At 39.6% G+C, this 24,837-nt stretch carries 19 protein-coding genes; all 19 read right to left on the bottom strand.

Annotated features, from left to right (window positions below; translation table 11 throughout):
- Nucleotides 1-717: 717 nt before the first annotated feature.
- The 19 genes from DEAC_RS13520 to DEAC_RS13425 all read right to left on the bottom strand — a co-directional run bounded on the left by DEAC_RS13520 (nucleotide 718) and on the right by DEAC_RS13425 (nucleotide 24,769).
- Nucleotides 718-1,275, bottom strand: a complete 558-nt coding sequence (locus DEAC_RS13520) for a universal stress protein (RefSeq protein WP_047810602.1) — start codon at nucleotides 1,273-1,275, stop codon at nucleotides 718-720.
- A gap of 262 nt (nucleotides 1,276-1,537) precedes the next feature.
- Nucleotides 1,538-2,011, bottom strand: coding sequence for a hypothetical protein (locus tag DEAC_RS13515; protein ID WP_047810601.1), 474 nt, complete (start codon nucleotides 2,009-2,011; stop codon nucleotides 1,538-1,540).
- Nucleotides 2,012-2,016: 5 nt separating this feature from the next.
- On the bottom strand, nucleotides 2,017-2,943 hold the full coding sequence (locus tag DEAC_RS13510; protein WP_047810600.1) for a sulfite exporter TauE/SafE family protein: 927 nt from the start codon (nucleotides 2,941-2,943) through the stop codon (nucleotides 2,017-2,019).
- A 491-nt stretch (nucleotides 2,944-3,434) separates the two neighbouring features.
- Nucleotides 3,435-4,064 carry a hypothetical protein gene (locus tag DEAC_RS13505; RefSeq protein ID WP_047810599.1) on the bottom strand — a complete coding sequence of 210 codons (630 nt, stop codon included), beginning with the start codon at nucleotides 4,062-4,064 and terminating at the stop codon, nucleotides 3,435-3,437.
- A 682-nt stretch (nucleotides 4,065-4,746) separates the two neighbouring features.
- The gene (locus DEAC_RS13500; RefSeq protein ID WP_047810598.1) at nucleotides 4,747-5,373 is read right to left on the bottom strand and encodes a hypothetical protein; all 627 of its coding nucleotides are present in this window, start codon (nucleotides 5,371-5,373) and stop codon (nucleotides 4,747-4,749) included.
- A 91-nt stretch (nucleotides 5,374-5,464) separates the two neighbouring features.
- Nucleotides 5,465-6,133 (bottom strand): universal stress protein, encoded by a 669-nt coding sequence (locus tag DEAC_RS13495; RefSeq protein WP_047810597.1) that lies wholly within the window; start codon nucleotides 6,131-6,133, stop codon nucleotides 5,465-5,467.
- Nucleotides 6,134-6,896: 763 nt separating this feature from the next.
- On the bottom strand, nucleotides 6,897-7,535 hold the full coding sequence (locus tag DEAC_RS13490; RefSeq protein ID WP_047810596.1) for a universal stress protein: 639 nt from the start codon (nucleotides 7,533-7,535) through the stop codon (nucleotides 6,897-6,899).
- Between the two features lie 324 nt (nucleotides 7,536-7,859).
- Entirely contained in the window at nucleotides 7,860-8,399 is a 540-nt protein-coding gene (locus DEAC_RS13485) for a chromate transporter (RefSeq protein WP_047810595.1), read from the bottom strand.
- Nucleotides 8,396-9,019, bottom strand: a complete 624-nt coding sequence (locus DEAC_RS13480) for a chromate transporter (RefSeq protein ID WP_242847156.1) — start codon at nucleotides 9,017-9,019, stop codon at nucleotides 8,396-8,398. Before DEAC_RS13480 ends, DEAC_RS13485 begins: the two co-directional genes overlap by 4 nt.
- A 1,074-nt stretch (nucleotides 9,020-10,093) precedes the next feature.
- Nucleotides 10,094-11,986: an adenylyl-sulfate reductase subunit alpha gene (gene aprA, locus DEAC_RS13470; protein WP_047810593.1), complete on the bottom strand. Its 1,893-nt coding sequence runs from the start codon at nucleotides 11,984-11,986 to the stop codon at nucleotides 10,094-10,096.
- A gap of 38 nt (nucleotides 11,987-12,024) precedes the next feature.
- Nucleotides 12,025-12,465 (bottom strand): adenylyl-sulfate reductase subunit beta, encoded by a 441-nt coding sequence (aprB, locus tag DEAC_RS13465; protein ID WP_047810592.1) that lies wholly within the window; start codon nucleotides 12,463-12,465, stop codon nucleotides 12,025-12,027.
- Between the two features lie 79 nt (nucleotides 12,466-12,544).
- Nucleotides 12,545-13,717, bottom strand: coding sequence for a sulfate adenylyltransferase (gene sat, locus DEAC_RS13460; RefSeq protein WP_047810591.1), 1,173 nt, complete (start codon nucleotides 13,715-13,717; stop codon nucleotides 12,545-12,547).
- Nucleotides 13,718-13,923: 206 nt separating this feature from the next.
- Nucleotides 13,924-15,093 carry a (Fe-S)-binding protein gene (locus tag DEAC_RS13455; protein ID WP_047810584.1) on the bottom strand — a complete coding sequence of 390 codons (1,170 nt, stop codon included), beginning with the start codon at nucleotides 15,091-15,093 and terminating at the stop codon, nucleotides 13,924-13,926.
- Between the two features lie 27 nt (nucleotides 15,094-15,120).
- Nucleotides 15,121-17,337: a hydrogenase iron-sulfur subunit gene (locus DEAC_RS13450; RefSeq protein ID WP_047810583.1), complete on the bottom strand. Its 2,217-nt coding sequence runs from the start codon at nucleotides 17,335-17,337 to the stop codon at nucleotides 15,121-15,123.
- A gap of 4 nt (nucleotides 17,338-17,341) precedes the next feature.
- On the bottom strand, nucleotides 17,342-18,589 hold the full coding sequence (locus DEAC_RS13445) for a CoB--CoM heterodisulfide reductase iron-sulfur subunit A family protein (protein ID WP_047810582.1): 1,248 nt from the start codon (nucleotides 18,587-18,589) through the stop codon (nucleotides 17,342-17,344).
- Between the two features lie 492 nt (nucleotides 18,590-19,081).
- Complete coding sequence (locus DEAC_RS13440) at nucleotides 19,082-19,426, bottom strand: YlbF/YmcA family competence regulator (RefSeq protein ID WP_047810590.1); 345 nt, start codon at nucleotides 19,424-19,426, stop codon at nucleotides 19,082-19,084.
- A 554-nt stretch (nucleotides 19,427-19,980) separates the two neighbouring features.
- Nucleotides 19,981-21,873: an adenylyl-sulfate reductase subunit alpha gene (aprA, locus tag DEAC_RS13435; protein WP_047810589.1), complete on the bottom strand. Its 1,893-nt coding sequence runs from the start codon at nucleotides 21,871-21,873 to the stop codon at nucleotides 19,981-19,983.
- Between the two features lie 50 nt (nucleotides 21,874-21,923).
- On the bottom strand, nucleotides 21,924-22,367 hold the full coding sequence (aprB, locus tag DEAC_RS13430) for an adenylyl-sulfate reductase subunit beta (RefSeq protein WP_047810588.1): 444 nt from the start codon (nucleotides 22,365-22,367) through the stop codon (nucleotides 21,924-21,926).
- A 362-nt stretch (nucleotides 22,368-22,729) separates the two neighbouring features.
- A complete protein-coding gene (locus DEAC_RS13425; RefSeq protein ID WP_047810587.1) occupies nucleotides 22,730-24,769 on the bottom strand; it encodes a heterodisulfide reductase-related iron-sulfur binding cluster in 2,040 nt (679 codons plus the stop codon).
- Nucleotides 24,770-24,837 lie beyond the last annotated feature (68 nt).

Below are 24,837 nucleotides of genomic sequence, written 5' to 3'. Positions count from 1 at the left end.
AACTTTACTAAAAGGTTAACATTATGTTTTTGTTCTGTCTATGGGAAATCAATATGCTCACCATCGATTAACGTAATGGCTAAAATGATAAATAATGTAATTCGTGATTTAGCTCCTCTATACTGCTCTTTACCTTTTGATTACTTTGTGAATTTTTCTCTTTGCTCAGATTCATTACTCCCAATATAATCTTTAAAAATAACCAAAAATATCTTTTCTTTTCTACAATTCGACATTTCCATTCTTTAAAACGCCAATCGATGATTTAGGTATCCAGTTGAAAGCAGTAGCTAATCAATAATTATTATCGATGCTGAAAGAATGATCCTAAAAAAATTTTTAAAAAGCTTGCCGGCATGAATCCCGTACAGTACCGTTAAGTGAAACTCGTTCAGCTAAAGCTGAGCATCGGGGCTTCAGAGGGGACTCTACCCCACCTGAAGTTAACGAGGGGCCCACCCCACTTAGAAGCGGGGGCCTTAAAAACTGGATAAACGCAGCATAAAAAGAGGTGACCGCTTATTCGGTCACCTCGACATCGTTTTAACCTATTTTTGTCTACCATTTTGGGGGACAATTCTATAACATCTATAACGCAAATCCTTAGCAGGGTTTCAGCGGGGGGGGCTCTCCCCCACCGAAGCTAGGTGTGGGAACCACTCTCACTTATATAAGTGGGAGTCTTACGATTGGATAAATGTCTTACAATAATTCCTATCAATTTTCCAAGTAACTATCAATAAATTCTTGCGGAAGTTTTTTAATCAGCATAACTGGTATCGTTGACTTATTAAGTAAATTATGGGCTAAACTGCCGAAGATTAACCCCTTAAAACTTGATAAACCGCGAGTTCCAATAATAATCAGATCAAAAGAATTGGTATTTGCATATTCAAGGATTATATCTTCAATATGAGAAGTATCATTAGGAGCACCGCTTGTACTCTTAGTGTATATTTCTTTATGGGCAACATTATATCCCTGGTTGAAGAAGATTTGATTTGTTTTACGAAGAATCTTATAATATTCTTGCTCAGTCTCGTTATCCGATTCGGAAAGGACATGCTTCATCCATTCAGAAGTTGGAGTAGCAGGCCAAGTATCTCTCCAATCATACGATTTAAATGAAGGAGATTCGGTTTCCTCAATAACTCTTAATACCGTTAATTGCATATCTGGCATGTTTTGCAGTAGTGTAGCAGTATAGACCGCTGCTGAAAAAGCCTGATGCGAGCCATCGGAGTAAAGAAGCACTTTAAACTGAGAATCATTCATAATTCAATCTCTCCTAATAAAATTTAGAACTATTTTATCATAATTACAAGTTCTCAGTCTCTAGTGTTTTAAAGTTTTTTTAGATTTTTTCAGATCTTTTTCAAATCCCCTTTTGATTTCACATTTAGTTAAGCCCAGATAATATGAGCATAATCAATTATCATCTCTGAAATTGCTTTAGATCTACTCAGGTCAGAATCTCATTAACTAACAGTTATCTTATTGGGTTTCAGAAAAGCGATCTCACGAAAATGAAATTTTCTTATCCGGCTACATGAAAAACGCCTGAAGCTGCCGAGAGTATAATAATAATTTCCAGCCCAACCATAATTGCATAGGGTATATCTTTTTTCATAGAATAATTGAAAAACAAGGTAATATACCCAATAACAGAAACTAATCCTAAAAATGCTAATCCAACTAAATTCATATAATCAGCATGGCTGACCATTGTTAACCAACTCCAACCCGAAGGAGCATTAGTAAGTTTTGCATATTCATGAACTGAAAGCCCCCAATACTGAGGCATTTGCGAAGGCGCAACCATTGGATTAAATAAACCAGCCATATACAGAATAAACGTAACAGCCATAATACCTATGCCGGCCCAGGAACATACTAATAAAATATTTGCATATCGATTCTGTTCAGGACTAACCATTGAACTTAGAGCAGCATCCGAAGTATTGACTACACTTGGAGCATGGCCATTGGAAACAGAAGCTTGACTATTCATAATTTTTACCCCCATCCTAATCCATCTAATAAAGATTTTAACCCTGCAAATAATAACATAAGGATTACAATATAGCGGATTGATTTAGGTTTTGTAATATTGAGAAGCCGAACACCTACACGTGATCCAAGCATAATGCCAAGAACTGAAGGAATAGTAATTATTGCCAGTACTGCACCCTGATTTAAATAAATCCAGGCCGCTGAGGTATCAGTGATTGCCAGTAGTGACATACTCGTACCAACTGCTATTTTGAGAGGAGCCCCTAGCAGGAGATTCAATACAGGAACGTTAGCCCAACCTGCGCCAATTCCAAACATTCCAGCGATAACCCCGATAACGCAGAAGAGCAACAAACCTTGAGGCAGTCTCCAAACCGTCCAGTTGATATCTTGGCCGCTGGAAGACTCATAATATGCGCCCCCGATATTCAGATAACGAGCTAAAGAATCCGGACGGCCAATCTTAGGAATTTCACTATTTTTCGAAACCACAAATACTAAGGCTATACCTGTTATTAAAACACCTAATAATATTTTCAATATATTCTGTGGTAGAGCAAGTCCTAAATATGCTCCAGCGATACTTGAAGAGGAAGCAAGCAATGCTAGGGGAATAACTAATCGCAAACTTGCCATATTTGCTTTGAGAAGCTTAGGTCCGGCAGACAATGAACATGCAAGAGCAACAAATAAACCCGTGCCACGAATGAAATCAAAGTTAAAAGGAAAGAAGCTGCTAATGATTGGTACAAAAAGTGTACTTCCCCCAATTCCTGCCAGGGCCGAAACAATACCAATAAAGAAGGTTGTTACCATCAAGGCAAGCGGCCATACCCACCAGGGCATACCTGGGGTACTAGCTGCATTCGCCACAGCAAGACTAGTTGATGCAAATATTGAACTGGTGTGGGCGAAAAATTGTCCGATCATATTCTGGGCCTCCTATATACGTTAAATTTTCTAGGCATTAAGTCTTCAACTTATAGTTTTTTATCAATCTCACCCCCCTTACTTTTAACATGTGAGTCTTCTCACAAATAGAGTAACATTTGTCTTTGCCTCGTGTCTATAGGATAACAATATGTTCATAATCGATTTTATTTATGACTCAAGCCCTCTATAAAGTCACCTAAAAAAAGCAAAGGCCCGTAGGAACATACTCACTACAGACCTCTATCGATTTCGCCTGGAACTTTTGTCAATTTCGATTTATTTTCACAAGAGAATAATTTTATTGAAGCTTTACTCAATTCAGTAAAATAGTCATAATTTAATGTTTATCAGCCCCGGTGTTCAGCTTTAGCTGAACGAGTTCACTTAATCTTAACAGGTATTATTCACTTAGTTCAAAATTGCACTAAAGATTGGGCCAAGGCCATAGTGCTGGGTTTATTTTAAGCTAAATGAATACTAATAAATTGCTAAATCCAAATATCGAGATCATCCTTATGCTCAATAATTCTATCCGCTATTTTTGTTCCAACATAATGAAAGTATGTCTCGCCGTCATGAGGGCCCGAATAACTTTGATCAACCGTAAATTTTGCGGTTTCAATGACTCGACGGAGCAACGGAATTCTGTTTGTCTTCGTAATATCAAAATTATTGATTGACTTTCCAAATTCTTGACCAAGATTAGCAGTACTCCAAAACTTTGGTCCCTTTTCAGGTTTAATCTGATAAACTCTTCTCAAGAATTCAAAAGGAAATGCGCCAAAGGAAATAATAATTTTAGGCTTATTTTCAACGGCAATTTCCTTAAAAACCTCAATTTCTTCTGCTACTTCAACGCCCCACCAGTTTAGTGTATTTGGAACGAGCTCACTTATTCTAACTGCGTTCCGAATATAAATATTTGAGGTATCTATCCGTGAGTGCAAAACTCGGAATACCTTATCCTGTATCTCAGCAAGAACGGGAGTCCATATATTGTGACGAACAGCAGGATGTTTGGGATTAACAAGCAGCCATATAGGGTAACTTCTATCTCCTGTCTCCTGTTTGATTTTTTCTACTGCAGGAATATATCTGTTAAGCGTTAAGTTAGACATATAAAAATCCCTCCTCTCAAGATTTAAACATCTAAATATTATCAGTTCTTTAGCTTGGGTCAGGAATTAGCTTATCAAACAACTGTCTTAATCTATAACTAATATTTTATTGAAAATTTATCAAATTTCTTAGCAGCCCTTAGATATGCCTTCTTAACTCTATTGCTTCTATATCTAAGATTATGATAGTATCGTCTCCCTCCTCACCTAAAGTATGTACTTATCCTCACAATTAAAGATTATCATTGTGTTAAGATATTGTCTATAACTAGGCAATATTATCGTAATCAGAATATCCTATGGTTATAGCGCGTCCTGGTTCCTGTTTATTCCATTTTAGTTAATCTTTCTTTTTCGCTGCATTAACTTTGGCTATATTTTTAAGTTATTAATATAACACCTTTGACGTGTTCGGGCGCTAAAGAGGTAAAAACAAGAGAAAAAGCTTGAAAATCAAAGTCAATACAAAATCATAAAACCCCGTGATTGTTTTTACACTTCGCAGTTTACCAAATAGAGTATTAATTTTAAAAGTTTGCAGAATTTTATTGACCAATTATTATAATATTTCTTAATTACCTAAAATATTTTTTTCCTAGAAGTCAACCTCGCCATTGAAAAATTGGCAGTTAAAAATAAGCCCTGAAGTTTGAGCCTTCAGGGCAGTTGAGCACTTGATTCCTTATTTGATCCATATATCAAGACTATCTTTATTATCAATAATCTTTTCAGCTACTTTTTTTCCTACATACTGAAAATAGTTTTCTCCATAATAGTTATGATCTTCAATAAATCTCCCACTTTTTACAACTCTGCGCAGCAAAGGAACTCGATTAGTTTTCGTGATATCAAAGTTTTCAATAGCTTTGCCAAATTCATCCCCTAAATTTGAGGTACCCCAAAATTTTGGACCTTTCTCCGGATATATTTCATAGACTCTTCGCACAAATTCAAAAGGAAATGAGCCAAATGTTATTAATATCTTTGGTTGATAATCCACAACGATCCCTCTGAAAAGCTCAATTTCTTTGGCTAATTCCGTACCCCACCAATTTAAAGTATTGGGAATTATTCTGCTGTCACTAACAACTTTTCTCGTGTATAGTTTCGTTGTATCAATTCTCGTACGCAAGTCTCTATAAACCTTTTCTTGTATCTCCGCAAGCACTGGTGCCCAAATATTATGGCGTACAGCTGGATGTTTAGGGTTTACTAACAGCCAAATCGGATATGATTTATCTCCGGTCTCCCGTTCAATTTCTTCAGGTGGATTTGAAATTGTTGTATTAGTTTCATTTAACGATGACAAATTTATCCCTTCTTTCAGATTCAGTCATGCATATAAAAGCCCCAAAGAGAAATCCTCATTTAGGGCAAGTTATCTTGTTCTGCTGAATACATTAAAAAAATATATTACTTGTACGGCCACTGATCATATGTGCAATCGGGCAGTTTTCTTCTCTAGTATCCGATAAGAAATTACTAATAAATTCTTGAGGCAGCTTTTTAATTAAGAGTACCGGAATTGATGACTTATTTTGTACTTTATGAGCCAAGCCCCCGAAAATCAACCCATTAAACATTGAGAAACCTTGCAACCCTATAATAATTAGATTAAATGAGTTTCTACTTGAATAGTTTAAAATCAAATCTGCTGTATCGGAGATATCTGACTTATTAATATTGGAATATAATATCTGATGTTTAATGCTGTGCGAACTTTCTACAAAAATTCGGTTTGTTTTCGATACTATACGAGCATATTGATCTCCACAATCTTCCTCTGAATTAAGCATTCGTTTAAACCAATCATCGTCAGGAATTTTAAGATAAGTTTGGGACCAACTAAGTTCCGATTCGGATTCCCAGTAAATCCTCTTATACTTTCGTCTTAATTCAATCCAACTAAATTCACTCCCCATAAAACGTTCATGACTTTCATGTATTTGAAGAATTGTCAATTTCATATTAGGAATATTATTTATGAGTGATGCGGCATATACAGCAGCAGAGATCGATTGTCTCGATCCATCTGAATAGAGCAAAACATTAAAATTCGATTTTGCCATATAAATAGCCCCTTCCCTAAATAACTTGAACCATATAAAATAAATCCGATTAAAATTTTCGCATATTCTTTCAGCTATTTCGAAAATAATTAGTCAGTATTTTTTCGAGTTTATGGTATAATTAACATGTCAAATTTCTTAGCAGCCTTTACAAGGCTGTTTTTTTTATCATACTTTCATGTCATCATCTAAAGATACCACTGATAAAGGTATTTATTTTGGCAAGTATATATTCCGATCCACTAGTAAATGGCCTTCACCTTCACCTCCTATTTCCTTGTGACTTTACTAACAAGTACAGATTAGCATTGTATTTACACGGTGTCTATATTAAAACAATATGTTCATAATCAATATAATTAATATCTAAGGTTTTTCTTCTACGTAGAACTCGGGTATCTGTTGAAATATCTAAAACTATTAGAAGGCAAAACACATATAAAAAAGGCTTTGGAAAGAAATTACTTATCCCAAAGCCTTTTAAATCAAATATGAATCTCTATTAAACATTTAGTTGTTATACAAGAATAAAATATTTTAATTAATGACAAATATTTATCCAGTTTTAAGACCCCACTTCTATAAGTGGGGGTGGTTCCCTCATAAACTTCAGGTGGGGTAGAGTCCTCCTTCGCCGCTAAGTATTCCTATTGGGAAAGGCAGCTCGGCAATAATGTGCACTGGACATTATTGTATCTAAAGCCCCGATGTCCAGCTTTAGCTGAACGAGTTCATTAATTTCAGTACAATCATTTATAAATTATTAAAAATCCACTGAGGCTAGATAATTATCAATAAACTCCTGTGGCAGTTTTTTTATTAACAAAACAGGAAGCTTAGATTTATCAAGAACCGTATGAGCTAAACTGCCATGAATTAAACCATTAATTGTTGAAAGACCTCGAGTACCCATAATTATTAACTCAAAAGGATTACTACTAGCATAATCAATGATCATTTTTACCGTTTCAGAAATACTTGCTGATTCATTGAGACTTGTTTTTTTGTAAAGAATTTGTTGTTTAACATTTGCAGTCCGTTTCTGGTAAATCTCATTAGTCTTTTTTAAAATGCTTGCGTATTGTTTTTGGCTTTTTAAGCTAGACTCAGATTCATTAAGTACACCACACATCCAATCAGGACTTGGATTCTCTGGCCATGAATCAATCCATTTATACTCATTTTCAGATAGACAGCCCCAATGATAACGCTTATATTTGGGTCGCAGCTCTAACCAGCTGTAACTCATTTCTTGTGATTCATCATCGCTTTCTTGTACTTGAAGGATAGTTAACTGCATATTAGGGATTTTTTTTAAAAGCGTTGCGGTATATACAGCCGCTGAAAAAGCTTGATGTGAGCCATCGGAATAAAGTAAAACGTTAAACTTAGAATCGTTCATACAAACACCTCTTTCTCCATGATGGATCCTTGTGATTCTGATATATTAGACTGACATGATTTTCTCAAATATACGCTTATGCTTATTTATTCCTTATTTATAATTTCTACGATATAAAAAATTATAGCATATTAATATCCACTTAAACAAGTAGAGACAAATCTAAAATAATTTCATCTGCAATTATAAGACACCACTTCAATTAGTAGGAAATGTTCTCATACTTTGCTTCGATGCTGTAGATTTATCTCTAAAAGAGAAAACCTCAAAGATTATTTCTCTGAGGCAAACTAATAGTGATATTTTAAGTTGATTGTGAATGTCTCAAAATATGAAAACGCCGATTATTCCTGATGCTAAGATAAGATATGCCGGATGTATTTTCGTCTTAATTAATAGAATAAAAGCTGCGACTAATAATATGCTGCTCTTAATGTCAATAAACTGGCTACCGCCGACAATACCATTACTTATGGCGAATTTTATAGCAGCATAAGCAATTACTCCTACGATAGTCGGCCTTAGTCCATAGAAAGCGGCTTTTACATAAGGATGATTCTGAAATGTAAAAAATAGTTTGCCGACAACAAGGATTAATAGTAATGATGGTAAAGTTACTCCAATACAAGCAACTGCAGCCCCTGTTAGACCGGCCAATTTATACCCCACTACTGTTGCTGTGTTGCTGGCAATTGGACCGGGAGCCATTGCTGATACAGCAATTAAGTTCGTAAACTGACTGATATCTAACCAATGATGACTTTGCATTTCTGTCTGGATAAGAGGGATCATTGCATAACCGCCGCCAAAACTGACTAACCCAAGTTTGAAAAAAGTAACGATCATTTCCAAATACAAACTCATAATGTCTCACCACTAGCTTTCTTATGAGATAGTCTTTTATCTTGTTGATCCTTAACTTTAACAATCACAATGCCTACAAAAGCTCCTAAGAAAATCACCAGGATTAAGTTAAGACTCTTGATTAGTAAAAGCGACATAATACATACTGCGCAGATTGCAGCACTAATTTTATCTACTACTGAAACGTGTCCCATCTTAAAAGCAGCAGAGGCGATTAAAGCAACTACAATTGGTCTAATTCCTTGCAGAGCAGCCTGAACGTAACTATTTTGCTGAAATGAACTAAGTAAAGCACCTAAAATTATAATAATCACAAATGTAGGGATAACAATTCCAACTAATGCAGCTAATGCACCAGGAATGCCACCGATCTGATAACCAACAAATGTAGCGGAATTAACAGCGATCGCCCCTGGTAAGGACTGCGAAACTGCGAAGATATCAACGAGGTTTTCACGATCTATCCATTGTTTTTTATGGACAATTTCTTCTTCCATGATAGGAATCATAGCAAATCCGCCGCCAAAAGTAATAGGGGAAATTTTAAAAAATACCATAAATATTTCATATAAAAATTTAAATGTGATTTTTCGTTTTTCATTTTCCTTTTCTACTTCCACTTTGACTCCTCCTATGCAAAAGCAAGTTACGCAACATTAAGATTATTAAGTTAACAGATTTTACTTTCCCCCTTCCTACCTCTTGCATCCTTTATCTATACTTTGAGTGTTACATTCGAAGTTGAAATTCGTAGATATTTAGGGGGTATTGCACCAAAAGATCAATAAATATTTTCATATTATCGTAATAGCTTGTAATAGAGATTATTTTCACTTGGTGATCTATTAAAAGTTAATCCTGCTAGCAAAGGATTAGTGAAAAAGAATAGGTTATTCATGTCTGTTGGGAAGGATTAATAACATTTTTAAAACTGATTACGAACATACCGCCTTAGCTAAAATTTTTAGCTGTTTTTTAACGTTTGTCAGGTATCATACATTTATTGCTCAGAATCTCTGTTATAATAAGCTCGCTGCTGACGATATTGAATTTATGAGATAAGATTAACACTGTGAGTATTCCGAGTCAATATGGTCGTAATCAGGATATATTATGGCAAGATATTTTTAATAGAATTTTCTGTCTATTATTCTTGATACTTTATCACAATTTAGTTTATTACTTTATAGTTTTGCAATGTTATTTTGTTTTGCTTTTAATTTATATTATATTTCTAGAGGATAACACTCTGTTTTATTTATTATTGCCCTCGTTTCTGTACTTTAATAACAATCTACAAACGATTGATAACAAAAATTGTGCAATTTAATTTAAATTTTATAATAAACATTTATTATTGTCAGATACCTTTCTTTATGATTCTCCAATCTCTAATTAAAATTACGCTTGATATTTCACTAGCAAGAGAGAAGTTAGCTGCTTTTGATAGAGGCTCCGACTAGTACTGCCAGCCTCTATCAAAAGCAGCAGGCTAAGCCCTGCGCATTTCACGGGATACTAGACAAACGTATTAGATTTCTTGATAGAATTTTAATCGTAAAAACGAAACTATATATTCGTAAAAAAGAAGACGAGTATAAACCTTTCGATAGACTCGAAAAGTCATACTCGTCTCTCTGGAAGTTACCCTATTAGTTATAGTAGCAACTTAAAGCTGAAAGATATTACATTCTTTAGAATTTAACGTCGAACATATCGATGACAGGACGTTTGAAGATAGACCATTCTTTGGTTTGTGGATCCCATTTCATATTAACGAAACAATGCCAGTTCTCTTCGTCAATTACTGGTTTGTCTGTTCTGATATAGTATCCAGGCCAACGAGTTTCATCACGGAAGGTTACTGCTCTAAGGTGGGATTCAGCTTGCCACATTCTGTGTTTGTTTTCCCAGACTCTCAGCAATTCATAAATATCTTTAGCAGCCAGTTTTTCCGAGTCTTCTTTCAGGAACTCAAAGAGTTCTGCTGCTCTTTCTAAGGATGCATTGTTCATGCAGAAGTATACGTTGGCTCCGCCGACATACTCGTCCATCAATTTTTGTAAACGGAACATAAATTGTTTCGGAAGAATATAGTTCGGGTTGACTTGTGGATCGGTGCTGAAGCCGCTGTGTTGCTCATAGATTTCCAGTGGCTTGTAGGTGATAGCTTTCATTTCTTCAATTACTGAAGATTCTACTTCGAGAAGCGTATTGTTCTCTAAGATATATTTGCAAGCAGATTTCCCTGCAATACGTCCTTCAGCGTGTGTTCCTGAAGAGAATTTGTGCGGGCAGTTTCCTGAAGCGTCACCTGCAGCAAAGAGTCCAGGTACGGTGGTCATGTTAGCATAACCCCAGAAGTAATCGGTTCCAGCGGAAAGGTCTTCCGGACCAGAGATCCATGCTCCTGATGAACCGGAGTGTGAACTGATGAAGTAAGGCTCTGCTGCCGCGATTTCAGAAGATCTTTCTTCCGGTTGTACGTTGCTTGCAGCCCATAATAAGGCTTGGGCAATCGTCATATCGAGGAAGTCTTCCCAAGCTTCATTTTCTAAGGATTTCATTTTCTTCTTGAAGGCTTTTTCGTCTCCTTCATACGCTTTAGCCAGATTGGCAATAGCTTCTTCTGTGCGCATGAAGAGAGGTCCTTTACCTTCTTGGACGTCTAATAAGCCGAGATGGTTACGCAGGTTTGCAGGAATCGGTTTAATGGAACCGTAGACACCGAACTTCTTCAATTCATCGGCACGGGTTTCCATATAGTTTTCGCCCATAGCATTGGTTGCACGGGATTTAAAGAGTAAGAACCATGCTCCTACTGGTCCATAAGCGTCTTTGAAACGAATCGGTACGAAACGTACTTCTTGGCTGCTCATCTCTGCTCCAGCCTTCATGGTGAAGTAAGCAGATGATCCAGTGGAGAATGGAGGATACCATGAACGTCCGGCACCTTCACCTGTGGATTTCGGTTTGAAGACACCAACGGTTCCACCCATTGCACACAAGGTAGCTTTTGCTTTGAAGACATAGAATTTATTCTCACGTACACTGAAACCTACGGCTCCTACGCATTTGCCGTCTTTTAACAGCGGCTCGGTGATGAAGACTCTCTCATAAATGTTTTCTTCGCCTAAAGCAGTCTTAGCAGCTTCAGCTACGATTACTTTATAAGATTCACCGCTGATCATCAGTTGCCATTTGCCTTCGTGCACATAGTTGCCTTCTTCATCTTTCCATAAAGGAAGGCCCCATTTTTCAAACATATGCACGGAGCTGTCTACGTGACGAGCGATGTTAGCGACCAAGTCATCACGGGCAATTCCCATCATATCGCCTTTAACATAGCGAACATAGTCTTGGACTGTATTTCTGCCTTCAGCAAGTCCAACATAAAGGTTGATTGCGGACAATCCCATTCCGACAGCACCGGAACGCGGCATTGATGCTTTATCAACTAAGGTTACTTTAAGTCCGTGTTTTTTGCCCCAGTAAGCTGCTTCTACAGCTGCGCCGCAGGCTCCCATTCCGCCTCCGATGATGAGAAGGTCGGTTGTTACTTCTACTGTTTCAAAGTTCATTGGCATTGATTTTAACCTCCCTATTTATTCCTTATTGCAAGAGCTTATTTCTTATAAGTCCAAACCGGCATTTTCATGGATGAAGGTTCGGTGAAGAGTTCGATGCTGTTGATATCGGTGTTATCTTCAACGAAACCGCCATCAGGAACAGCGGAGCCTTCTTCAGTTGTACGGATGGGGAATTTAAAGCGTTTGGTCATGCCATTACGGAATTTAACTGTCCACATGATGCTGTCCGAACCACGGAGAGGTACACAAGAAGCGCCGAGGGGAACGAAATCTGCATAACCACGAAGGTCCATAGCTTGCTGCGGGCAAGCTTTAACGCAGCATAAGCACTCCCAGCATTGGCTAGGGTCTAGGTTTACAGCTTTCATTCTTTCTTTGTCTAAAAACATCAGGTCATTTGGGCATGCATACATGCAAGCTGTTTTATCTTGCCCTTTGCATCCGTCACACTTTTCTGCAATTACAAAACTTGGCATTTGTTAAACCTCCATCATTCTTATATTTTTGAAATTAAACGTAAGAATTACTCTCTTGTTTAATTTACAAACCAAAGTTTTACTTATTTAATGAGCCGTAATATTTGAGTAAGATTTGCAGAACTTCTGGACGACTGAAGTTACTGGGTGGTACTTCTCCTGCGCCTAACATAGCTCTCAGTTTAGTACCGCTAATTTTGAGATGATCTTCTTTTCCGTGTGGGCAAGTTTTTTCTGTAGTCATGCCTTCACACTTATTGCAGTACATAGCAGCTGTTACTTTGAGTGGTTGACAGAGAATTTCACCAGGTTTGAATTGGTCAAAAATTTCTTGAGCTTGATATGCGGTATAGTAGTCGCCAACACCAGCATGGTCACGGCCAATTAAGATATGGCTGCAGCCGAAGTTTTGACGGAAGATAGCGTGGAGAATTGCTTCGCTAGGTCCTGCATAACGCATTTCCATCGGATAAACTTTCATTACAACATTTTTAGGATTAAAATAGTTCTTTAAGAGAACTTCGTAGCACTCTAAACGAACTTCAGCAGGAATATCTCCAGCTTTCAGTTTTCCTACGATTGGATGAATGAAGAGTCCATCACAAACTTCATTACCCATTTTGCAGAGGAATTCATGCGAACGATGCAATGGGTTACGGGTTTGGAAAGCTGCAACAGTTGCCCAGCCTTTTTCGTCGAAGATTTTTCTGGTTTGTTCAGGAGTAGCATAATAGTCACCATATTTGGAGGCATAGCCTAATTGACTGAAGGTAATGATCGAACCACCAACATTGACATCTCCTTGAGCCATAACTTTTTGAACACCATTATGCTCAGGATCATCAGTGAAGAAAACTGCTTTGCATTCTTTTGTTTTGTTATACTCATACATATCGCCGACGGTTAAGATACCAACATAAGTATCAGTTTCATCATCGACTAAAGCAACTTCTTGACCAATTTTCAGTGAACCAGCTTGTTCTTTGGTAACTGAAAGAGTAATAGGAAGAGGCCATGCTAAGCCATTGGTTAAGTGTTTGGTTTCAACAACACTTTCATAATTAGCTTTATCCATAAATCCAGTTAACGGGCTGAAAGCACCCATGCCAATCATCAAAACGTCAGATGTTTCTCTGGATGTCATACGAATTACAGGTAATGTTTTAGCTTTGGCAAGGGCCTCAGCACGTTGTGTTTCTGGAAGTAATACTGGTGTTAATTTCCCGCCATGGGGTTGTACTAACTTTGACATCATTAGTCCTCCTCTATCTATTTTCTTCATTAGAGCCTACGAATTCGTGTGTTTTGTATTCGCCAGAGTCCACAAATTTTGCTGTCGATGACAGCTTCGAAGGATTACCGGCATCCCCCCCCTCGAATATTATCGTCTAGACAATATCACTAAGCTGAACCCATTATCCGGTAGACTTTCATCAACTCTTAATCACCTACGAGATATTAAGGCTTGCTAGCTGAACAAAGGAGTTCGGACATTTCCATAACTTCCAAGACATCATTCTTTTCCAGTCCTGCGCAGGCATCGTCAAGCATCAGGATGCAATAGGGACACGCTGTTACCAAGACATCAGCCTGTTTTTCCACCGCATCGGTTATTCTCAGTTCTCCAAAGCGCTGGCCCATTGGCACTTCTGCCCAGACTCTTCCTCCTCCGCCTGCACAGCAGAGGCTTTTGCTCTTGTTTCTCTCCAGTTCCACGAATTCTACTCCTGGGATCGCTTGGATTAGTTCACGTGGAGCATCGTACACTTCATTATGTCGTCCTAAGTAACAGGGATCATGGAATGTTACTTTCTTCCCTACTTCTCCCTTGAAGGTTAATTTTCCTTCTTTCATCAGCTTACTTAGCACTTCTGAATAATGCACGACTTCATACTCGCCGCCGTAGTCTGGATAATCCTTCTTAAAGGCATATAGGCAGTGCGGCGATGTCGTTATGATCTTTTTGACCCCTTTACTGTTAAACAACTTTATATTGGACTCCGCTAACTTTTGGAACAATTCCTCATCGCCCAGTTTGCGGATTGTCTCTCCACAACAGTTTTCTTCCGCCGTCAATACTCCAAAGCTTACCCCTGCTTCTTTTAACAAGCTTACGATGCTTTTGGCAATCTTTTTGCTTCGGGTATCGTAGCAGGACGTGCAGCAAACATACAGCAAGTATTCTGTATCCTCACTAAAGGCCGGTATATCCAATCCTTCTTGCCATTCCGCACGCTTTTCTTTCTCTCCTGACCATGGATTTCCGTTAGCATGAATGCTTCCGGCAATCGGCCGCAGGTGCGCCGGCAAAAATCCTGCACCTACTGTCGTGTTTCGCATTGACCGTACATTGTTGATGATCTCAACTTTTCGCGGGCAATTAGATTGGCACATCCCGCAGGTTGCGCAGGCAAACAATATTTCTTCGTCTTCAAATCCTTCTAATCCCAATTGTCCCAAGCGCTGCATTTTCCGAATGTTAAATGCTTCGCTTACTTCTCCGGGGACTAACCGCCAAGGACAAAGGTTGGTGCAGAGTCCGCATTGCATACACCAGCTGAGCGTCTCCGCCCCTGAAGAAACAATATAATCTTTCATCTCCAGAGATACACTTTTTATTTCTTCCATACTAATGCTCCTTTGCTATTCAAGGACTTAGAACCCTTTATAGGGGTTAGGACCCAGTTCTTCTAGTCTCTCGGCAAAGCCGTCCAAAATTCCTGGTATTTGATCGTAATCCATAATGGATACTTGTTCCATCCGTACGCGTTCCGACTCTAAGGACAATCGGTCTAACGTTTCTGCCACTTTGGAGAGTCGGGTTTCTGCCAATTCACTTCCTTTGATGAAGTGGCATTGGTAATCATCACCATGCTTACATCCGAGGAGAAGTATGCCATCAATTCCTTTGGATAACGTATCCGCGATCCACACCAGGCTCATGGAACCTAAGCATCTTACCGGTATCACCCGTACCCAAGCGTTGTAACTTAGGCGATTGATTCCCGCCATGTCTAAGCACGGTATGGCATCATTTTCACAGGCAAATACCACAATTCTTGGTTTTTCTTCATCCTCTTCCGGAACTTCGATGGCTTTGATCATGTTGCCGATCATCGGCACGGAGTAGTTTTTGAAGGATATGATCCGTTCCGGGCAGGCTCCCATACAGATTCCGCACCGTCGGCAACGGGTTGGATTCGGCAGCGGATTGAATTTATCATCTTCGTTGATCGCTCCGAACGGACATTCCACGGTACAACGTTTACATTGCGTACAACGCTGCATCGCAAAACTCGGGAAGGACAGATCCCCCACTCTGGGATGCACTGCAGAACCGAGTTCGCTCAATTCTATGCATTGGATGGCTTTCATGGCTGCTCCTGTCGCATCTTCGATGCTTGACAGCGCATCCATCGGTGCTCTTACACTTCCTGCTGCATAAATCCCTGTTCGTCGTGTTTCATATGGGAAACATACAAAGTGGGAATCCGAAAATCCATATTTTAATGTCGGCATCTCTGGTCCTTGGCGATACGCCAGGTTTAAGAGGTTCGACCGTATAATCGTGTCACCTTGTGGTTTCTCTTCTTTTTCTTCGTTTTCGCTCTTCGCGTCTAAGCTTTCTCCGAACGCTGTCGTCGGTACCATCCCTGTGGCTAAGACAACTAAGTCTACACCTTCTGTTCCAATGGTTGCGCCGGTGAGAACGTCGGCTGCTTCGATGAGCAGGTTCTTATCGTCGTCTTCTGTGATCCCCGTCACATCGCCTCGTACGAAAACGGCTCCATCTTTCTGAACCCGTTTGTACAGCTTTTCATATTGTCCGGGAGTTCGGATATCTTTATGGAAAACGTAGATCGCGGCTTCTGGGTTTTGCTCTTTCAGGTAGGTTGCTTGTTTCAAGGATTCTACACAACATACAGACGAGCAATACGGCAGGTGCTCAGCATCCCGTGACCCTGCACATTGCAGGAAGGCGATGCTTTGTACTTCTTTGCCGTCTCCCGGGCGTACGATCTTTCCGTTCTTCGCCAGTTCTTCGAAGGCTTGACTGGTTATGACGTTAGCATATTTGCCATAGCCCAAGTGCTCTAATTTCGATGCGTCATAGGGTACGGCACCGGTGGCCAGCACAACTGACCCGATTCGTTCATTAATTTCCTGGCCATTCTGTTCGATCTTGACATCAAACATTCCAGGCGCCCCGGCGATCTCTTTAATTTCTGCACTTGTATAGACTGTGACATCCGGATTGGCTTCTACTTCTTGGATCCGAACTGCGATGTCTACCTCTTCCGGATCGCTGTAGGGAGCTTTTAAGGGGGCTTGTTTGAACAGATTGTTCATCCAGCCGCCCAGCACCGGACTCTTCTCCACGAGAACCGTCTTGTACCCGGCTTTTGCTCCTTCAATTGCTGCCGTGATCCCTGTCAGTCCGCCGCCTACGACGAGAATGGTCTTAACCATGTTTTCACCATGGTATCCTTCGGGAATTTCAATATGTCCTGCTTTGGCCAGACTCATCCGCAGGTTGTCTTCTGCCATCATTTGCGTGTCTTCATCCTCTGCCGGATGACACCAAATGACTTGCTCCCGTATATTGGCACGTTCCAAGATAACTGAAGGTCCAAAGTCAAAGACATCATAATTTACGCGTGAGGAACATCCGGCGATGACCACCGTGTTTACCCCTTCGTTTTCGATGTCACTTTTAATTTGCGCCACGCCTTCTGCTCCGCACAAAAATGCGTGGGTCTTACATACGGGTACTTTACTTTCTTTGGTGGCAACCTTGGACAAAGCTGCTATGTCTAAGGCGTCTCCAATTCCACAGCCGCTGCAGATATATACCCCTGTCTTTTTATCCATTGAGCTACCTCCTCACCGTAGATTGTAGAGCTTTTAGTGCTGCAGCTGTAGCATCTTTTGCCGATGAGGCTACATCCAAGGGTTTCTTCACGCTTCCTGCGCCGTATATCCCCGGTTTCCCTGTTTCAGAAGCAATAAATCCATCCTCATCATACACTATACCAGCCGGTACTTTTGATCCTGCTGTGGACGGCACCATCCCTGTGGCCAAGACCACCATGTCCACTCGTTCTCTCATGATTTCTCCGGTCTCTTGATTCTCCACTTGGACGATCAGATCTTTTGTCTCGGCATCTTCCGAGATCTCCCCAACTTTGCCTTTAATGAGGTTGATCTTATCTTTAACGTTGTTATAAAAGTCTTCATATTTCCCCATCGCCCGTACATCAATGTAAAACATCGATACCTTAGCATCCGGAGCTTGTTTTAAGACGTATGTTGCTTGTTTTAATGAGGCCATGCAGCAAATGCCGGAACAATACGCCAGATGATTTTCATCCCGTGATCCCGCGCATTGTACGAAGGCGATCGTCTTTACTTCTTTGCCGTCAGATGGCCGGACAATTTTTCCGCCGGTTGGTCCGTTATGTGCAGCCATGCGCTCCAGCATAACGTTCGTTAGCACATTTTGATGTCGGCCATAGCCGTAATAGGAGATCTTCGTGGCATCATACGGCTCCCAGCCTGTTGCCCAAACGATGGAACCTACATTGAGTTTGAAACTTTTCGGTTCCATATCCAGTTCAATAGCACCGTACTCACAAACGCTGACACACTTCCCACATTCTGCTCCCAGGCATGCTTCCCGGTCAAGAACGTACTTCATTGGAAACGCAAAAGCATGGGCTCTATAAATTGCTTTCGTTTTATCCATGCCATAGTTGAACTCGTTGGACCTCTCTGCCGGACATACCTCCGTGCATTTCCCGCATGCCGTGCAGTTCTGATTTACATAACGCGGTTTCGCGGTTACCGTAACGGTGAAATCTCCTTCTTCTCCTTCAATGGATTCGATCTCTGACAATGTGAAAAACTTGATCCTCGGATTCTGTTTTATTCTGCGGAAGTTAATCTCTAATCCGCAGTTCGGAGGGCATAACTTAGGAAAATACTGGTTCATCTGGGCTACTCGGCCACCGAGATAAGATTTCTCTTCGACCAGATAGACCTCACTTCCTGCTTCGGAAGCTTCTACAGCGGCGGTAAGTCCGCTGATTCCCCCTCCAACCACCAGAATACTCTTATAAGCCATCCTTTTACCTCTTTTCTTCCTTAAAAGCAAGACTTTATTATTTAAATCGTAACAAATTACACAAACTATATTAAAAAAAATTTCGACTAAGTATATTAAAATAACTCGACTTAATTAATTTTCTCACAAATTAGATTAGCACTGAAGTCATAATACGTCAATATGAATACGATTAATATCTTATATAGCCAAACTATTGATCCTTTTGAATCATTTGTAAATAGCGTAATCCAAACCCTACTTTGGTCCATAATAGCACCTTAAAAGCAGCCAAAACACTAACCATTGATTAGGATATTGAACTATTTTGCACTAATTAACGCAACAAATACTTTTATGGTAGACATCCCCTCACTAAATCTTACTGCTTGCTCAAAAGGACAAGTAAAGATTTAGTGAAAGGAGTAAAGATATTCCAAAACAAAAGACTATCTAGCCATAATAATAATGTATTAACAAAGTCAAAAGCAAAAACAATTGTCAAAATTATTTTTAAATACTTTGAATTCCTTCTCTAATTTTACCAGATATTGTCTCCATTAGCTTTTGAAAATTATTATTGGCATTGTTGGAAGCATAAACTTGATTATTTGATAAGCAGACGTTTTCCAATTCCTTCATTTTTTCTTCGTCTTCTTTCGAAATCTCAGTTCCAGCCATCTTTTTGAGATAATGCTCTTTTTTCAATGTTTGTAAATCTTCTACAAGTTTACGTGCCTCCGGATTATGCATTAGATTGTACTCCGCTTTTTTGAATTCTTGATATACAGGGGTATCTGCTATTAGCTTCCCAAGATTAAGACATTTTTCGATGATTTCTTCATATTTTTGATCCATTTTTAAAGTCCTCCTTCGTTCGTTTCAAGATCTTTGAAATGACTATTAGTGTGATGATAGCAGAGGAATGAATCCTGAGCTAAACATCGTAAATATACCTTAATTTGTTACTAAGCATACTTACGATATTTAATCTGGGGATGAGTACATGTTTTCTGACTTCCCAGAAAATTGTACTCACCCCCGATCTGCTAGTTAATCCTATTGTAATACGAAGAATCCTTATTGACTACCCTGTAAAACAACTCATTTTCTAAGTTTAAATCTTTAGATTCAAGTTCCCGTCACTCTAGTTTCGTCTTTAGACTTGAGTTTGCGTCGTTCTAGTTTACGTCTTTAGACTTAAGTTTGCGTCGTTCTAGTTTACGTCTTCAGTTTACTTCTTCTGTTTATCCAATTGTAAGACTCCCACTTCTATAAGTGGGAGTGGGTCCCCCGTACTATGCTTCGGTGGGGGTGGAGTCCCCCACCGAAGTCTCGATGTTCAGCTTTAGCGTAAGCGAGTTCAATGTTTAATCTCAGGCTAATCTTCAAAAAATAATTTTAAATTTTCCTTAGAATTTAACGTCGAACATATCGATGACAGGACGTTTGAAGACTGACCATTCTTTGGTTTGTGGATCCCATTTCATATTAACGAAACAATGCCAGTTCTCTTCGTCAATTACTGGTTTGTCTGTTCTGATATAATATCCAGGCCAACGAGTTTCATCACGGAAGGTTACTGCTCTAAGGTGGGATTCAGCTTGCCACATTCTGTGTTTGTTTTCCCAGACTCTCAGCAATTCATAAATATCTTTAGCAGCCAGTTTTTCCGAGTCTTCTTTCAGGAACTCGAAGAGTTCCGCTGCTCTTTCTAAGGATGCACTGTTCATGCAGAAGTATACGTTGGCTCCTCCGACATACTCGTCCATCAATTTTTGTAAACGGAACATAAATTGTTTCGGAAGAATATAGTTCGGGTTGACTTGTGGATCGGTGCTGAAGCCGCTGTATTGCTCATAGATTTCCAGTGGCTTGTAGGTGATAGCTTTCATTTCTTCGACTACTGAAGGTTCTACTTCGAGAAGCGTATTGTTCTCTAAGATATATTTGCAGGCAGATTTCCCTGCAATACGTCCTTCAGCGTGTGTTCCTGAAGAAAATTTGTGCGGGCAGTTTCCTGAAGCGTCACCTGCAGCAAAGAGTCCAGGTACGGTGGTCATGTTAGCATAACCCCAGAAGTAATCGCTTCCAGCGGAAAGGTCTTCCGGACCAGAGATCCATGCTCCTGATGAACCGGAGTGTGAACTGATGAAGTAAGGCTCTGCTGCCGCGATTTCAGAAGATCTTTCTTCCGGTTGTACGTTGGTTGCAGCCCATAATAAGGCTTGGGCAATCGTCATATCGAGGAAGTCTTCCCAAGCTTCATTTTCTAAGGATTTCATTTTCTTCTTGAAGGCTTTTTCGTCTCCTTCATACGCTTTAGCCAGATTGGCAATAGCTTCTTCTGTGCGCATGAAGAGAGGTCCTTTACCTTCTTGGACGTCTAATAAGCCGAGATGGTTACGCAGGTTTGCAGGAATCGGTTTAATGGAACCGTAGACACCGAACTTCTTCAATTCATCGGCACGGGTTTCCATATAGTTTTCGCCCATAGCATTGGTTGCACGGGATTTAAAGAGTAAGAACCATGCTCCTACTGGTCCATAAGCGTCTTTGAAACGAATCGGTACGAAACGTACTTCTTGGCTGCTCATCTCTGCTCCAGCCTTCATGGTGAAGTAAGCAGATGATCCAGTGGAGAATGGAGGATACCATGAACGTCCGGCACCTTCACCTGTGGATTTCGGTTTGAAGACACCAACGGTTCCACCCATTGCACACAAGGTAGCTTTTGCTTTGAAGACATAGAATTTATTCTCACGTACACTGAAACCTACGGCTCCTACGCATTTGCCGTCTTTTAACAGCGGCTCGGTGATGAAGACTCTCTCATAAATGTTTTCTTCGCCTAAAGCATTCTTAGCAGCTTCAGCTACGATTACTTTATAAGATTCACCGCTGATCATCAGTTGCCATTTACCTTCGTGCACATAGTTGCCTTCTTCATCTTTCCATAAAGGAAGGCCCCATTTTTCAAACATATGCACGGAGCTGTCTACGTGACGAGCGATGTTAGCGACCAAGTCATCACGGGCAATTCCCATCATATCGCCTTTAACATAGCGAACATAGTCTTGGACTGTATTTCTGCCTTCAGCAAGTCCAACATAAAGGTTGATTGCGGACAATCCCATTCCGACAGCACCGGAACGCGGCATTGATGCTTTATCAACTAAGGTTACTTTAAGTCCGTGTTTTTTGCCCCAGTAAGCTGCTTCTACAGCTGCACCGCAGGCTCCCATTCCGCCTCCGATGATGAGAAGGTCGGTTGTTACTTCTACCGTTTCAAAGTTCATTGGCATTGATTTTAACCTCCCTATTTATTCTTATCGCCAGTATTCAAATTCAATAGTTATTTTTTATAGGTCCAAACAGCTGGTAATTTCAAGGATGACGGTTCACTGAACAGATTTAAACTGTTGATATCAGTGTTTTCTTCAACGAAACCACCATCAGGAACAGCGGAGCCTTCTTCAGTTGTACGGATGGGGAATTTAAAGCGTTTAGTCATGCCATTGCGGAATTTAACAGTCCACATGATGCTGTCCGAACCACGGAGAGGTACACAAGAAGCGCCGAGGGGAACGAAATCTGCATAACCACGAAGGTCCATAGCTTGCTGCGGGCAAGCTTTAACACAGCACAAGCACTCCCAGCATTGACTAGGATCTAGATTTACAGCTTTCATTCTTTCCTTGTCTAAAAACATCAGGTCATTTGGGCATGCATACATACAAGCTGTTTTATCCTGCCCTTTGCATCCGTCACACTTTTCTGCAATTACAAAACTTGGCATTTGTTAAACCTCCCTTAATAATACGTAAATATGATTTAGTTTAAAGATAAATTGGTTAATGTTTTTTAAAAAACATAATAATTAACGATAAAAATATGAGTGGCAAAGTACTATTTTGAATATTGGAATTATTTATTAGAAATTTTTTTTAAGGTTATTTACAATCACATCCCTCCCTAGAATCCACATTAACTCCAGTTAATTTAAGAGAAAACTTAGATTAAAGTATTTAATCATTTATTGAATCGATTTTGAATTCAATTTTTGAATTCAATTTTATGAACAAGACGTAATCATTAATTATTTATATTTGGTGAATATTTTATCTGTACAGATTAAAATAAATGTTCTGAATTCTAAATTTAAATGACCATTTCTAAAATTTCTGAAATATCTAAAGCTGTTAATTCTTCTCCGACTTCACGCATAGCAATTCCATCAACAATCATGGTTAAACAGAATGGGCAAGCAGTACCTACATAATCAGTTTTAACAGCGATTGCTTCATCGGTACGCATGACATTAATGCGTTCTCCTTCGTGTTCCTCAAGCCACATACGTCCGCCGCCAGCACCGCAGCAAAAACTCTTTTCACCGGTATGAGACATTTCCTTGATTTCCAGACCCACCATTTTGAGCAACTCTCGCGGTTGGTTATAGATCTGATTGTAACGTCCCAAATAGCAAGAATCATGATAGGTAATAGATTTCCCAGCAATATTTTTAAATTTAAGTTTTCCGGCTTTAGCAAGCTCCAGTAAAAAGACCGAATGATGAATGACTTCGTAGTCTCCGCCTAATTGTGGATACTCATTCTTTAGAATATTAAAGCAATGCGGGCATTGAGTTATAATTTTCTTGATTCCATAGCCCTTCATAACCTCAATGTTTTCCGAAGCTAAAGAATAAAACAAATATTCATTTCCAAGTTTACGAGCTGAGTCACCACAACACTTTTCATCGTTGCCTAAAATTGCGAAATGAACACCAGCAGCTTGGAGTAACTTCACGAGTGCTGCAGAAACTTTTTGATTACGTGCATCAAATGCTCCTGAACATCCGGGCCAATATAAATATTCAGCACTAGGATCTTCTTCGAAGGTCTTCACTCCTAATCCCTTGATGAAATCAGCACGAGTCGTCCAGCCAATCCCCCATGGGTTACCATTGTTCTCCATATTTCTGAAGGCTAACTGTGCTTCAGCCGGGAATCGAGTTTCCATAAGAACTAAATTTCGCCGCATGTCTATAGTTTTGTCAACATGTTCAACGAAAACAGGGCATTGTTGTTCACAAGAACGACACGTTGTACAGGACCACAAGTCTTCTTCAGGAATAACTTCACCAATGAGAGCTGGTACAGGAAGTTCGACAGGCTCTTCAGCTGCAGCACTTTCCAAATCGGCACTTTGCTTTGACAGAGCCAATTTTTGAGACGCCTTAAGAGCTTCACCTGTTTCTTCCATTAGAATGCGCATATCTTGAATTATCCTTTTGGGACTCAAATGTTTCCCGCTTAAATAAGCAGGACAATTATCCTGACAACGTCCGCAACGCAAGCAAGCATCAGTATTAAACAGAGCTTTCCAGCTAAACTCACGCAGTTGACTTTTTCCAAATGTTTCAAGATTTTCATCTTCAAAATCGATAAGTTCAGGAATGCCTATTGGTCCCCGATGACGGAAAAACATATTCAAAGGACCAAGTATTACATGAAACAATTTTGAATATGGAAAATACCCGATAAATGTCATGGCTAAAAGAAGATGAAACCACCACAGGAATCTGTGCAGCGAGAGTAATTGTGCTTCGTTGAGAGATGCTTTAAGAGGAATAGATATCCACTGTCCTATAAATCCCCATCCGGCCCAAGGATCAGGTGTTGCAGCGATACGGACTCCTTCAATTACAAAGCCCGTTAAAAGAATTGCAAATATTAAAGCTAGAGTAATTGCATCATCAGTTTTATTATCTAGGCGATCCGGTCTTTGTATATACCGGCGAAAGGCTGCTGTTATGATTCCCAGGATTGCTAACAAACCAAAAAGATTAGCTGTCAATTTAATGAACAAATATAGCCATCCATGGAAGATATGTAAGCCAAAGTCTGCTTGAAGTGTAATCATAGCAGTAGCAAACGCTAAAAATACAAATCCCCAAAAAATGCAAAAGTGCATAATACCCGGATAAGAATCTTTAAGGATTCGTTTATGACCGAATCCATATACAAGAATATCTTTTATGCCTTGCCATACGTCTTTCCAGCGATTCTCAGGTTTTCCCGATTTCCAAAGTGACAAACGTTTGTACACTCCGTAACCGAAGAAAATCAGTGCAATGATGAAGAATAAATAAAGCCAATGCTCTCCTTCAATGTTCCAATACACTTGACGTGTGGCCATTCTCATCTCTCCTTATTCATTTAGCGAAGCACCTTTATGGAGGCGCTCCGCTAAATTATATTTATTCA

The sequence above is a fragment of the Desulfosporosinus acididurans genome (assembly GCF_001029285.1).
Classification (GTDB): Bacteria; Bacillota; Desulfitobacteriia; order Desulfitobacteriales; family Desulfitobacteriaceae; genus Desulfosporosinus; species Desulfosporosinus acididurans.
This window is presented reverse-complemented; position numbering and strand designations above follow the sequence as displayed.